The organism is Maribellus maritimus, from assembly GCF_022267315.1.
GTDB classification, from domain to species: Bacteria; Bacteroidota; Bacteroidia; order Bacteroidales; family Prolixibacteraceae; genus Draconibacterium; species Draconibacterium maritimum.
The window spans coordinates 444,986-458,930 of the sequence record NZ_JAIKLE010000001.1 but is presented as its reverse complement, the minus strand read 5'-3'; the positions used below and the strand labels follow the sequence as shown (position 1 = coordinate 458,930).

Annotated in this window: 12 protein-coding genes; 5 read left to right on the top strand and 7 right to left on the bottom strand. The window is 38.4% G+C overall.

Translation table 11 applies throughout. From position 1 onward, the window contains the following. Positions 1-37: 37 nt before the first annotated feature. From K5G00_RS01890 to hpt, 6 genes are all read right to left on the bottom strand, one after another. Positions 38-1,873, bottom strand: coding sequence for a DNA topoisomerase IV subunit B (locus K5G00_RS01890; protein ID WP_238763817.1), 1,836 nt, complete (start codon positions 1,871-1,873; stop codon positions 38-40). A 183-nt stretch (positions 1,874-2,056) separates the two neighbouring features. Beyond that, on the bottom strand, positions 2,057-3,844 hold the full coding sequence (locus tag K5G00_RS01885; protein ID WP_238763814.1) for a MutS-related protein: 1,788 nt from the start codon (positions 3,842-3,844) through the stop codon (positions 2,057-2,059). 1 nt (position 3,845) lies between these two features. Beyond that, entirely contained in the window at positions 3,846-4,538 is a 693-nt protein-coding gene (locus K5G00_RS01880) for a phosphatase PAP2 family protein (RefSeq protein ID WP_238763812.1), read from the bottom strand. After that, complete coding sequence (gene obgE, locus K5G00_RS01875; RefSeq protein WP_238763811.1) at positions 4,538-5,527, bottom strand: GTPase ObgE; 990 nt, start codon at positions 5,525-5,527, stop codon at positions 4,538-4,540. The genes K5G00_RS01880 and obgE overlap by 1 nt, the downstream gene beginning before the upstream one ends. A gap of 88 nt (positions 5,528-5,615) precedes the next feature. Next, positions 5,616-6,188: an adenylate kinase gene (locus K5G00_RS01870; RefSeq protein WP_238763809.1), complete on the bottom strand. Its 573-nt coding sequence runs from the start codon at positions 6,186-6,188 to the stop codon at positions 5,616-5,618. Positions 6,189-6,199: 11 nt separating this feature from the next. Beyond that, positions 6,200-6,742 (bottom strand): hypoxanthine phosphoribosyltransferase, encoded by a 543-nt coding sequence (gene hpt / locus K5G00_RS01865; protein WP_238763807.1) that lies wholly within the window; start codon positions 6,740-6,742, stop codon positions 6,200-6,202. 112 nt (positions 6,743-6,854) lie between these two features. On the opposite strand from hpt, the gene purE reads away from it, so the two are divergent. From purE to K5G00_RS01840, 5 genes are all read left to right on the top strand, one after another. Beyond that, positions 6,855-7,361, top strand: coding sequence for a 5-(carboxyamino)imidazole ribonucleotide mutase (gene purE / locus K5G00_RS01860; protein WP_238763805.1), 507 nt, complete (start codon positions 6,855-6,857; stop codon positions 7,359-7,361). A 63-nt stretch (positions 7,362-7,424) separates the two neighbouring features. Continuing rightward, entirely contained in the window at positions 7,425-8,240 is an 816-nt protein-coding gene (locus tag K5G00_RS01855) for a hypothetical protein (protein ID WP_238763804.1), read from the top strand. Further along, positions 8,240-10,282, top strand: coding sequence for a helix-hairpin-helix domain-containing protein (locus K5G00_RS01850; protein WP_238763802.1), 2,043 nt, complete (start codon positions 8,240-8,242; stop codon positions 10,280-10,282). The genes K5G00_RS01855 and K5G00_RS01850 overlap by 1 nt, the downstream gene beginning before the upstream one ends. A 43-nt stretch (positions 10,283-10,325) precedes the next feature. After that, a complete protein-coding gene (locus tag K5G00_RS01845) occupies positions 10,326-11,468 on the top strand; it encodes a 1-acyl-sn-glycerol-3-phosphate acyltransferase (RefSeq protein ID WP_238763800.1) in 1,143 nt (380 codons plus the stop codon). A gap of 2 nt (positions 11,469-11,470) precedes the next feature. After that, entirely contained in the window at positions 11,471-12,124 is a 654-nt protein-coding gene (locus tag K5G00_RS01840; RefSeq protein WP_238763799.1) for an HAD family hydrolase, read from the top strand. Here K5G00_RS01840 and recJ read toward each other — a convergent pair. Beyond that, positions 12,121-13,845 carry a single-stranded-DNA-specific exonuclease RecJ gene (gene recJ / locus K5G00_RS01835; RefSeq protein ID WP_238763796.1) on the bottom strand — a complete coding sequence of 575 codons (1,725 nt, stop codon included), beginning with the start codon at positions 13,843-13,845 and terminating at the stop codon, positions 12,121-12,123. The genes K5G00_RS01840 and recJ overlap by 4 nt on opposite strands. Positions 13,846-13,945 lie beyond the last annotated feature (100 nt).

Below are 13,945 nucleotides of genomic sequence, written 5' to 3'. Positions count from 1 at the left end.
TGTTAGAACAAATGGCTTGTATATGGTTAGTAAAAATTTATGCTACTTCGTCTTTTTCGACATACAAGTTGTCGATTATAAATTCCTGTCGGTCGGGAGTATTTTTTCCCATGTAAAATTCCAGCATTTGTGCAACCGATTCGTGCTTTTTCATCATAACAGGATCAAGGCGAATATCCTTCCCGATAAAATTTTTGAATTCATCCGGAGAAATTTCTCCCAACCCTTTAAACCGTGTGATTTCCGGTTTTCCTTTTAATTTTTTTATGGCTTTTTCTTTTTCTTCTTCCGAATAACAATAGTAGGTTTTTTGTTTGTTTCTCACCCTGAAAAGCGGGGTTTGAAGAATGTGAACATGGCCTTTCCGAATCAACTCGGGGAAAAACTGTAAAAAGAAAGTGATAAGCAGCAGCCGGATATGCATCCCGTCAACATCGGCATCAGTGGCAATAATTACCTTGTTGTAACGAAGGTCTTCCATACTTTCTTCAATGTTTAAGGCTGCCTGAAGAAGATTAAACTCTTCATTTTCGTATACCACCTTTTTGGTTAAACCGTATGTATTAAGCGGTTTTCCCCGTAAGCTGAAAACAGCCTGGGTGTTTACATCGCGCGATTTTGTAATTGAACCGCTGGCTGAATCCCCCTCGGTAATAAAAATACTCGATTCTTCGTTTCTTTCATTTTTGTCGTTAAAATGAACGCGACAGTCGCGCAATTTTTTGTTGTGCAGATTGGCTTTTTTTGCGCGCTGTTTTGCCAGTTTTTTAATTCCGGAAATGGCTTTTCTTTCCCGTTCCGATTCAACGATTCTTTTTAAAAGAATCTCCGCTGTTTCCTGGTTTTTGTGGAGATAATTATCCAGTTCTTTCTGGAGGAAATTTCCAACATGCGCCCTCACTGAAGGGCCGTTGGGGCCGATATCTTTTGAACCCAGTTTGGTTTTGGTTTGCGATTCAAAAACCGGTTCTTCTACCTTTATGCTAATTGCCGCAACAATGGAAGCCCTGATATCTGAAGGGTCAAAATCTTTTTTGTAAAATTCGCGGATGGTTTTTACCAACACTTCCCGAAATGCCTGTAAGTGGGTTCCTCCCTGTGTGGTGTGTTGTCCGTTAACAAACGAGTAGTAATCTTCTCCGTATTGATTCCCGTGGGTGATCGCAACTTCAATGTCCTCCCCTTTTAAATGGATGATGGGATATATGAGATCGTGGTTCATGTTTTCTTCCAGAAGGTCGCGAAGACCGTTGCGTGAATAAAACTTTTCCCCGTTAAATTCAACCGTTAAACCCGCATTCAAAAAGGTATAGTTTTTCATCATATTTACGACATAGTCGCTGATGAAACGAAATTTTTTGAAAACAGTTTGGTCGGGCTCAAATACCACCTGTGTGCCATTGGGTTCGTCCAGCCCTTTATAGTCTTTTTCATCGGTTTTTATACCCTGACTAAAAAATACTTCTTTCGCCACTCCCTCACGAACGGCTTTTATTGTAAAATTAGACGAAAGTGCGTTAACCGCTTTTATTCCGACTCCATTTAAACCCACCGACTTTTTAAATACTTTTGAATCGTACTTGGCCCCGGTATTCATTTTGCTGGCAACATCCACCAGTTTCCCCAAAGGAATTCCACGTCCGTAGTCGCGAACAACTACTTTCTCCTGATCGATGTTTATGGTTATTTTTTTCCCAAATCCCATCATAAACTCATCGATGGAGTTGTCCATAACTTCCTTTAAAAGAACATAAATTCCGTCGTCGGGTGCTGAGCCGTCGCCCAATTTTCCAATGTACATTCCCGGACGCTTCTGTATGTGTTCCTGCCAGTCGAGTGTTTTAATTGTCCCTTCGTCGTAATTCGGAGTCATAGTTATCTTCAATTTGGCACAAATATAACTAAAACAATGATGGTTTTCGAGATTAAAATACTTCAGTATTTAACAGTGTGTGGTTGAAAAGTGTGCTCTGTAAGTGCCGTTTTTACTGGGATTAGCTAAGTTTTCAACAATCATTTTTTAATATCGTGGATTTCTTTGACTCGACTAGAAAATTTAAATAATACCCATTTTTTTCATCAAAAAAGTAGCGTTCATGGTTCGTGTAACACCATCCGAAAGTTTGTAATCAAAAACCAGTTCATCGTTTTCAATTTTTATTTCAAAACATTTGTTAAACACCTGTTGCGGGAATTCTTCTTCCATTTCGCTAAGTTTTAAATCGTGTGTTGCAATCAACGAAACTGATCTAAACTCTACCAGTTTGCGAATAAGTTCTTTTGAGCCATTTAATTTGTCAACAGAGTTGGTTCCTTTGAGCATTTCGTCAAGAATTACAAAAATTCGCTCGCCTTTTTGTAGTCTGTCCAGAACGCCTTTTATCCTTTTTAATTCAGCGAAGAAGTACGATTCGTCCTTTAACAATGAATCGGTTGTGCGCATATTGGTATAAATCCTTACCGGCGTGAATTTCATTTCATTGGCGCAAACCGGTGCTCCAATGCGCCCAAGAATAAGATTAACACCAACGGTACGCAAAAAAGTACTCTTTCCGGCCATATTTGCTCCGGTTACAATCATGACTTTTGACCAGCCGTTTATTTCAAAATCATTACATACTCTTTTTTCCGACAGAAGGAGCGGGTGTCCCAATTGATTTGCCCGGAAAGTGAAACCTCCGTCGTGTATTTTGGGAAAGATAAAATCCGGTTGGTTATTGGCAAAATTGGCTAAACTTATTAAAGCGTCCATTTCTGCAATTACATCAAGCCAGGCGGTCAGTTTTTTATGATTTTTGTTATGCCATTTCCAAAGTTTATAAACACAACGAATATCCCACACGAAAAGTGAATTCAAAATAAATCCTACAATAATATTTCCCCGGTACTCAAATTCTGTTACCCGTTTTTTTAAGTTATTGAAAACATGACTTGCCGAATCGGGAGCAATAATCTTTTTTTGCAGCTCAAGAAGATATACGGTTTGGAACTCCCTTTCTTCGATAAGTTTCAACGATTGCATGTATTTTTCAAGCAGGTTCGATTTCTGTCCAAAGTAGCGAAAGTACTGACGAATCCTTTTCCCATAAAAAAACATCAGAATCCATTGTGCCAGAATTGCAGAGGAGATGTAAAAATTGGAAAAACCGGTAACTGCGGGTATTAGTGCAATAAACGTCAGCAGCGGCAAAATGCCAATTAGCCACTTTGTAGCTTTTCTGTTTTTTAAATCCAGTTTGGTGTTTGACCAGTTTTTAATTTCTCTGCTCATCTCCTCGGTTTCTTCAAAGAGTAATCCGTTTACTAAAAACTGAAGTCGCCACTCTGGTATTTCAGACAGCTCTTTTACGGCTTCCTGTTTTTTCTCGATTTCATTTTTATCCAGCGATGGATGAATGAGCCAGTTCGCCAGTTTTTTACGTCCGCTTTGGGTAGAGGTCCGGTTTAAAAACTGAAACAGGGAACCCTCGCCAAAAACATCGAGGTCGTATGTGAAAAAATGTTCGGTATTCAAAAAAGATTCCCCGTTTTCAAAATGCGAAAACGAATGCTGTAAAGCCAGAAGTTCGTTTTTTGTAATTTTTAAAAGAACAGAAATTTTTTTCTTTCTTTTTTCGTGCTCAATATTCTTTTTTACCAAAATGGAAAAAAGGACAAGAGCCCCGATAGTAAAAAACAGTGTTAGCCAGGTGTCGAAACCAAGTGTTGAAACGGGAATGAAAATTAAAATAAATGAGGCTAAACGATACCAGACAAAACGTCGAAGCAGGCCTGATACACTTTTTAAATCCTCTGTATATTTTTCTTTTCTATCGTTGTAAAAATCTGAAACGGGTCGGTTCATTTTACAGATAATTATAGTAGTGGAGAATGGAAACAACAATCAAAACAGTTGTTATTAATGTGAGAAATACAAGAAAAACTGTACCGGACTGTTTTAAGACTAAACCTGTTGCTTCAATTTTAGGCATTCGTGTGCCAAAAAAGTGAATGTCGAGAAAAATTAATGTTTTGAACATTATCCAACCAATACCCCATCCTAAAAGTGCACCAAAAAGAATATCGGTTGGGTAGTGAACTCCTGAGTAAATACGCGAATACGAGAGCAAAAGTGCCCAAAGTAATATTAGAATACTGTAACTGCGATTTTTGAAAATACGGGAAGTGAAAACATAAATACCAAAAGTGTTGGCCGCATGAGAAGATACAAAGCCATATTTTCCTCCTTTTCGTAAAACATTATGTACAAGATGTTCGATTTCCGGATTATATACAGGTCGCAGGCGTTCAACCCAATGTTTGATAAAAACTGAAATCTGGTCGCTGGCTAAAATTGTTAAAGCCAGAAAAATCACAATTAAAATTGATTTTTCACGGTAGTTTTTTACAAAATAATACAAAATAACAGCATAAAAAGGAAACCATGTTTCTTTTCGCGTGGCCATTAACATGATTGTGTCCCAGAAATCATTATGAAAACTGTTCAGGTATAAAAAAAGTTCGGTATCTAATTCCGATATTTTTTGAAGTAACTCCATTAACTGTTTAATATTTCCCAGATTTTATCTTTTAGTTTTTGAATGTTGAATCCCGTAACCGATGAAAAAAACATGTGCGGAATTCCTTTTAATTCGTTACTGATTTCTTTCATTAGTTCTTCATCCAGCATGTCTGCTTTTCCGATGGATAAAAAGCGCTGTTTATCAAGTAATTCAGGATTATATTTTTCAAGCTCATTTAAAAGAATTTTATATTCTTTGAGATGATCTTTGCTGTCGGCCGGTACAATAAAAAGCAACATCGAATTACGTTCAATATGTCTTAAAAAACGAATTCCCAAACCTTTCCCCTGGTGTGCACCTTCAATAATCCCCGGAATGTCGGCCATTACAAACGAACGTTGTTCCCGGTGTCCTACAATTCCTAAATTTGGTACAAGGGTAGTAAAATGATATTCGGCGATTTTAGGTTTTGCCGCCGAGACCACAGAAAGTAAGGTTGATTTGCCTGCACTGGGAAAACCAACCAGTCCAACATCAGCGAGAACTTTTAATTCCAGTATTTTCCAGCCTTCAACACCTTCTTCGCCTGGCTGGGCGTAGCGCGGTGTTTGGTTGGTTGATGATTTAAAGTGGTCGTTCCCCAGTCCGCCACGACCGCCTTCCATTAAAATTTGTGATTCGCCATGTTTTGTGATTTCAAACAGAAATTCGCCTGACTCGGCATCTCGTGCTACGGTTCCCAGCGGAACTTCCAGAATGATATCTTCCCCATCTGCTCCTGTACTCCTTTGTTTACCTCCTGCTTCGCCATGCCCGGCTTTGATGTGTTTCTGATATTTTAAATGAAGGAGAGTCCACATATTTTGGTTTCCTTGAAGGATAATGTGCCCGCCGCGGCCACCATCGCCTCCGTCAGGGCCTCCTTTCGGAATATACTTTTCTCTTCGCAAATGCGCTGAACCAGCTCCTCCGTTTCCCGATTTACAAAAAATATTTACGTAATCAACAAAATTTGATTCAGCCATTTTCTTCCCTTTTTGCTCCTTCTTTTTTAAATGATAATGTTTTTTGCTGTAAACTTCGCTGTTAAAGCGGAAATACAAACAAAAGCAATTAAAATTTTCCCACTACTTCTTTTAATCTTCCGGCAATTTCTTCGATGGTTCCCATACCGTTTATCCCAAAATGTTTGCCTTGTGGTTTGTAATATTCAATTAACGGCAATGTTTTTTTGTTGTATACATTAATCCGGTTTTCAATTACTGATTGATCCTGGTCATCTGCTCTGCCTGAAACTTTTCCCCGGCTCAATAAACGGTTTATCAATTCTTGTTTTTCTACCTCAAGACTCAACATACCTGAAATAGGTGTGTCATTTTCTTTCAGAAGCTTATCCAGTGCTTTTGCTTGTTCAACGGTTCGTGGAAAACCGTCAAATATAAAGCCTTTTGCATCTTTATTGCTTTCCAGTTTGCTTTTTATCATCCCGATAACTACTTCGTCGGGTACCAGTTCTCCTTTATCCATATAACTTTTGGCTTCCAGACCAAGCTCTGTTCCCGCAGCAATTTCACTTCGAAGTAAATCGCCTGTCGATAAGTGGTTCAATCCAAATGAGTTGATTAGAAATTCAGCCTGCGTTCCTTTTCCCGCTCCCGGAGGGCCAAACAATACAAGATTTAGCATTTTTTTGGTTTTTAATCGTTAATAACTGAGTAAATATCTATTAAATTTCTACCATAGCCATCGTAATCCAAACCATATCCAACAATAAAATCGTTAGGAATTTCCAAACCAATATAATCCAACTGAACTTGTTTTTGTAAAGCATCCGGTTTTAGTAAGAGTGTCGCAATTTTTACTTCTTTCGGATTCATTCCTTCGAGTTGTTTCAGAATATTTTCAATGGTGATTCCTGTATCCACTATATCTTCAAGCACAACAACCGTCCTGCCCTCAATTCTTTCGTTTATCCCGATTAACTGTTTAACATTTCCTGTTGTTTTATTTCCTTCGTAAGATGCCAGTTTTACAAAAGTGATTTCAGAATCCAGCAAATCGATACGTTTAAAGAGTTCGGCGGCAAACATAAATGACCCGTTTAATATGCAGATAAAAAGAGGATTTTTATTTGCTAACTCATTGTTCATTTTTTCCGCCATTTTTTCTACTTCGGAACGAATTTTTTCGTACGGAATAAAGAGTTTAAACTCTTTGTCAAGGATTTTTACCTGTTTCATCAAAGAAAAATGATTTTTTTTAGTTGTTAAATTGCCGTAATTTCGCCTTTGAAAAATAAAATGTACAAATTAACAAAACAATTCGATTAACTGAAAATATAAGTTATAAAACATGGAGCCAAAAGTAAGTATTATTATGGGGAGTACATCTGATTTGGATGTGATGGCAAAAGCAGCAAAATTACTCGACGATTTTGAAATTCCGTTTGAAATGAATGCGCTTTCAGCACATCGTACGCCGGATGAAGTGGAGGAGTTTGCAAAAGGAGCCAGGGACAAGGGAATTAAAGTGATTATTGCCGGTGCCGGAATGGCAGCTCACCTGCCTGGAGTAATTGCTGCAATGACTCCGGTTCCTGTAATTGGCGTTCCGATTAATGCGAGTCTTTCCGGTTTCGATTCAATTCTGGCTATCCTCCAAATGCCTCCGGGAATTCCGGTTGCTACCGTTGCTGTAAACGGTGCGATGAATGCTGCTATTTTGGCTGTTCAGATGATGGCTACAGGTAATGATGTGTTGATGCAAAAATTAGTAGATTATAAAGAGAGTCTGAAACAGAAGATTGTGAAAGCAAATTCCGAACTCTCAGAGGTGAAATACAACTTCAAAACCAATTGATTTTTAGAAAATAAGATATTTTAGTAAATTAGTGGGGACGGATTTTTCCGTCTCTTCTAATTTATGATGAAACAGTTTTTGTTTACAGTTAGCTTCCTGATTCTCGGTATTTTTGCATTTTCTATTGAGAATTACCATTCCGGTGCACGTTCACTGGCACTTTCGCATGCGTCAGTTTCTTTTTCCGATGTTTGGAGTACCTTTCACAATCAGGCCGGGTTGACTGCTGTAAATACTTTTTCTGCCGGTTTTTTCTACGAGTCGAAATTTCAGATTGAGGAACTTTCTCTTGTTTCAGGAGCCTTGGTGTTGCCAACTGCTTCTGGAAATTTTGGTGTCAGCTTTTTTCAATTTGGAAAGGGAAATTTTAAAGAAAATAAATTTGGACTGGCTTTTTCAAAGCTGCTGACAAAAAGGCTTAGCGCAGGAATTCAACTCGATTATCTGTCGCAAACATTTCCGGAAAACTTTCGCTCAAAAGGCTTTGTAACGATAGAGGGAGGCGTTATTTTCTCAGCTTCGGAGGATTTGGTGTTTGGGGCGCATGTTTTTAATCCTTTTTTGCGTGGAATAGAAACATTAAACGGGAAACAAAAGGTGCCTGCTGTTTTTCGTTTTGGGGGGCGCTATCATTTTGATACAATGGTTCTCCTGGCCTTTGAAGTCGAAAAAAATAACAGGAGTCCATTACTCCTGAAAACAGGAGTGGAATGTAAACCGGTGGAGAACCTGGCTTTACGTTTTGGAGTTTCGGGAAAACCTTTTAAATACACATCCGGACTTGGCTACACCTTTGGGAAGGTTACAACTGATATCGGTTTTAGCTATCACGGAAACCTTGGGCTTACACCGTCAGTTTCACTTCAGTTTAATTTATAATGAAATGGGGCAGAGAACATATCATTGCTTTTGCGCTTTTGCTTTTTGCCATAGGTTTATCTGCACAGGAAACAGATCCGGTTCGAACCATTGAAGCGATTTTGGAATCATTGGCAGGAACACTGGAAGAGGAGTCAGGTGCCGCACTGATAATTGAAGACTTGGAGCGTTTGGCAGAAAATCCTCTTAATATTAATTCTGCTTCGGTATCAGAACTTTCGCGTTTACACTTTCTGAATGACATTCAAATTCAAAATTTAATTCATTACCGCGAACAGTACGGTGCTGTTTATTCCATTTATGAACTAAATACCATTGAAGGGTTTTCACCTGATTTGCTTTTGAAAATGGAGCCATTTGTTTCGTTTGGTAATTTTGAAGAAGAACCTCAACGTTTTTCTGAAACCTTAAAATACGGGCGACATCAGTTGTTGATTCGAACGCTGACAACAATACAGATTCCAAAGGGGTATAAAAAAAGAGATGATGGTTCTATTCCTTATGAGGGGAACCGGTTCAGATATTATTCGCGTTACCGTTTTGAAGCTGGAGATAATTTCTCTGTAGGTTTTACCGCTGAAAAAGATCCGGGCGAGGCATTTTTTTTGGGCTCAAACAGAAGTGGATTTGATTTTTATTCTGGTCATATAAGCACCAAAATTAGTTCGGTTATTGAAAATGTTACCGTCGGTGATTTTTGGATTCGATCGGGACAGGGTCTGGTGCTTTGGCAGGGGTTTTCTATGAATAAATCGCTTAATGCCCTTGATATTTCTAAAACCAACCAGGGAGTGCGTCCATTTACTTCGACCGATGAAAACAAGTTTTTCAGAGGTCTTGCAACGTCATTAAAATTTGAAGACCTTGGCCTGATTTTTTTTTACTCTCACAAAAACGATGATGCAAATATCATTTTTACCGATTCGGTTCCAACAAGTTTTTCCAGTTTGCAAACTTCAGGTTATCATCGCACGGAAAATGAAACAGCCGATGAAAAATCGCTTGAAAATTTAAATTGGGGAGCAATTGTAACCTGGCAGTTTAACTACCTGAAGCTGGGAGCTACTTTTGTTGCAGAGCAGTTTGGTTTGTCTTTTGTTCGAAGTGATCAGTTATACAATAAGTTTCGTTTTTCCGGGTCGAAAAATTATACGGCCGGCACGGATTATCTTTTCAGCAGAGGAAAATACCAGTTGTTTGGCGAAGCAGCAATTTCAAAATCAAAAGGAAAAGCATTTTTGCAGGGTGCAGTAGCACATTGGCACGACCGTTTTAGTTTATCATTGTTATTTCGCCATTTCGATAAAGATTATCATGCACTTTGGGCAAATCCGTTTGCCGAAGGAGGTTCAGCCGAAAATGAAACAGGCTTGTATTTGGGCACCCGGATTTTGCCGGTTAAATATGTGACACTTTCAGCCTATACCGATTTTTACCATTCGGAGTGGGTGAATTATACAACTGCCGGTCCCGCATCCGGCTGGGAGGTTTTTGCACAAGCCGATTTTCGGTTTTCAGAGAAATTTCAGTTTTATCTTCGTTATAAAAATGAAGAAAAAGATCAGAAAGTAAAGCTTGATAAATTATATCAGAATAAAATTGAACAAAACAGAAAAATTCGTTTGCATCTTCAGTATAAACCGGGTGAAAAGCTTACTTATAAAACCCGTTTCGAGCATTCATTTTTTGAAGGACTGGAAAAAGAGAAAGGATTTTTAATGTTTCAGGATATACAATATTCATCGGTTTCGTTTCCGTTGAATTGTTCAGTCCGGCTGGCCTGGTTTTCAACCGGGGGATACAATTCGCGTATTTATGCTTACGAAAACGACCTGCTTTATACTTTTTCTGTTCCGGCGTTTTACGATAAAGGGTTTCGGGGATATTTAAATTTAAAATATCAAATTTCAGAAAAATTAGATTGCTGGTTCAAAATAGGACACACCATTTACAACGAACGGGAATCAATCAGTTCGGGCTACAATGAAATAGCCGGTAATCAAAAAACCGAACTAAAATTTCAATTGAGGTTGAAAATATAGATTTGAATTCATTACTTTGCCCTGTTTTACAAAAAAGCTAAAAATGCCTGAATTTAATTTTGATGACATACGCCCTTATACCGACAAGGAAGTTAAAGAGAAAATAAAACTGCTGACTAAAGACCCTGTTTTTGATGAGGTTTTAATGCACATGTTCAAAGTCCGGCCTAAGGTGGAGATGATAAAATTACAGTTGCGAATGGTGCGAACTGTGCGGCAGTTACAGGGAACTTTTGTATATGATATGCTCCGGATGATTATCAATAAAACCTCTGATGGGCTGACTCACACAGGACTTGATAAACTTGATAAAAAGAAAGCGTACCTTTTTATTTCCAATCACCGCGATATAGTACTCGATGCAGCATTTATAAATTATCTCATTTTTGAAAAGGGAATGAATACAACGAATGTTGCTATCGGGAATAACCTGCTTTTATATACCTGGATTGAACATGCAGTAAAACTTAACCGGGCTTTTGTTGTAAAGCGGAATCTTCCGCCGCGGGAATTAATGGAATCTTCAAAGAAAGTTTCTCACTACATACGAAAATCAATTGTTGAAGACAATGTTTCTGTTTGGATTGCACAGCGGGAAGGCCGCACTAAAGACGGATTTGATAAAACGCAGGTGAGTGTGCTGAAAATGCTGAATATGAGTAATACGGCAGGTTTTTCAGAAGGTTTTAACGAATTGAATATTGTTCCGGTATCAATCTCTTACGAGATAGAACCTTGTGGTTTGGCAAAAATGAAAGAGCTGATAAAAAAGGAACACTATGGCCAGAAAAAAACCAGCAAAGACGATTTGAAAAGTATGTCGATGGGAATGTTTAATCCAAAAGGAAGAATGCGTTTTTCATTTGGAACTCAAATTAAAATAGATCTTGAGGAAGCAAAAACAAGAGAAAAACAAAATCAACTGGCAGAGGTACTGGCTGCTAAAATTGACAGCCAGATATATTCCAACTTTAAATTGTGGCCAAGCAATTATGTTGCCTATGATTTACTGATGGGGGAGGACCGGTTCAGACATAAATATTCGGAAGAAGAGAAAAAACACTTTGAGTTGATGTTGGAACAGGCGATGATTTTTATCGATTTCCCGATTACAGATATTACCGAGCGATTTTTAAGAATTTATGCCAATCCGGTAATAAATAAACTTGCTGTAACAGAAGGATGAAAATGACAAAGTCAATTATCTGGGACTGGAACGGAACGCTTTTAAATGATCTTGATTTTTGTATTTCAACAATAAATATTTTACTAAAAAGAAGAGAGCTGCCCTTGTTAAACCGGAACAGTTACAAAGAGGTGTTTTCTTTTCCTGTGAAAGATTATTATAAAGCAATCGGTTTCAATTTTAAAAAGGAAGACTTTTCAATTCCCGCAAAAGAATTTATCGATTTATATGACGGCGGCGTCGGAAATTGTGGGCTGCACCCATCTGCTAAAGATGTACTTGAGTTCTTCAGGAATCAGGGATTCCGGCAGTTTGTTCTTTCGGCGATGAAACAAAATATGCTTGAAAAGACACTTCAACAAAACAAAATTTTTCATTTTTTTGAAGGAGTAGCAGGCTTAAATGATCACTATGCAGTTTCAAAAATAGAAAGAGGAAAAGAGTTGATTCAACAGTATCAAATTAACGTTGAAAGTTCATGGATTGTAGGGGATACGACTCATGATTTTGAAGTAGCTGAGCAACTTGGAATAAAATGTATTTTAGTTGCCGACGGGCATCAATCAGTACAAAGACTCAAAGGAACCAACATGCCGGTAATGGAAAAGCTTTTGGAGTTAAAAAGCTGGCAGGAATTTAGCATTAACGGGGCTTAAAAAATATCACGTTTTTTTATGTCGCGAATATATAACTGAAGGTTGGTTTTTCCCCTGTATTCATTTTCGGCGATGGAATAACATACATCAAACGGAAGTCCGGAAGTAATCAGGTCGAATTTGTCTGATTGGTTAAAAGCAATTCCGGGAAATATTCCAGAGTTCACATCGGGTTCAACCAAATCAAGTTTAAGGTGTTCCTGATTTTTTCCAACCAATCGGCTGGTTCCTGCATCAAAAACATCTTCCGTAACAAAAATCGGCGTCATATTATGTGGTCCGAATGGCGCGAATTGTTTTAAGATCCTAAAAAAACGCGGTGTAATTTCACTTAACGGGATTTTTGCATCAACCTCAATTGTTTGTGTTTGCTGAAGGTCGGTGATTTGCTCTGTAACAATTTCCTCAAAACGCTTTCTGAATTCCGGAATATTTTCAATTTTCATGGTTAGTCCGGCGGCGTACATATGCCCACCGTACGATTCGAGCAAATCGCTGCATTTTCCGATTGCTTCATATAGATCAAAATCTCCCACCGAGCGTGCAGAACCGGTTGCCTGTCCGTTTGATTCCGTTAAAATGACAGTGGGGCGGTAATATTGCTCTGTAATTCTGGATGCAACAATTCCAACAACGCCTTTGTGCCAGTCGCGGTTATATAAAACCGTACTGTTCATATTTTTCAGTTCTTCGTTCTCTTCAATTGTATCCAGCGCATCCTGAGTAATGTCGCGGTCAAGGGTTTTTCTGATTTCATTAAACGAATCAATTTCTTCACCCAGCAAATCCGATTTATCCTCATCGTTGGAAACCAGGATCTGAACCGATTTTTTACCATGTTCAATTCTGCCCGAAGCATTTAAACGTGGTCCTATTTTGAAAACAATATCACTTATTGTGATTTCATTTCCATTCAACCCCGCAAAATTGATAATGGTTTGCAGCCCAATTCCGGGGTTTGAGTTTAGCTTTTTTAATCCGTAATATGAAAGAACACGATTTTCTCCTGTAAGTGGAACAATATCAGAAGCGATACTTACCACAACCAAATCCAGTAAATCGTGAACCTCTTCCTGCTCGATATTATTTTTCTGACAATATGCCTGTAAAAACTTAAAGCCCACTCCACATCCCGATAAATCTTTGTAAGGATATTTACAGTCAGACTGTTTGGGATCTAAAACCGCTACTGCCGGAGGAACTTCATCATCAGGGTTGTGGTGATCGCAAATGATAAAATCAAGCCCGCGCTCTTTTGCATTTGCAATTTTTTCCACAGCTTTAATACCGCAGTCAAGGGCAATCACAAGCGAGAATCCATTGTCAACCGAGTAATCGATGCTTTTGGGTGAAATCCCGTACCCCTCGCTGTATCGGTCTGGGATATAATATTCAATATGCTGAAAACGCGATTTTAAAAAGGTGTACATCAGAGCAACGGAAGTGGTACCATCGACGTCATAGTCGCCATAAATCAGAATTTTTTCCTGGTTGGCAATGGCCTTTTCCAGCCGTTCAACTGCTTTCCCCATATCTTTCATCAGGAAAGGGTCGTGGAGGTCGCTCAATCGGGGTCTGAAAAATGCTTTTGCTTCGTTGAAGGTTTTTATTCCGCGTTGAACTAACAGTTTGGCAATTACCATATTTACGTTTAGGGCAACCGACAAATGTTTAATTTCATTTTGATCGCCCCGCTTTTTTAGATTCCACACTTTTTCCATAAATATTGTTCCAAACCGTTAATCTGCAAAGATAGAAATTGCCGGCTGAAATTTGAAAAATATTTATTTAACCTTACCATTTATTTTCTTTTCCTTTCAA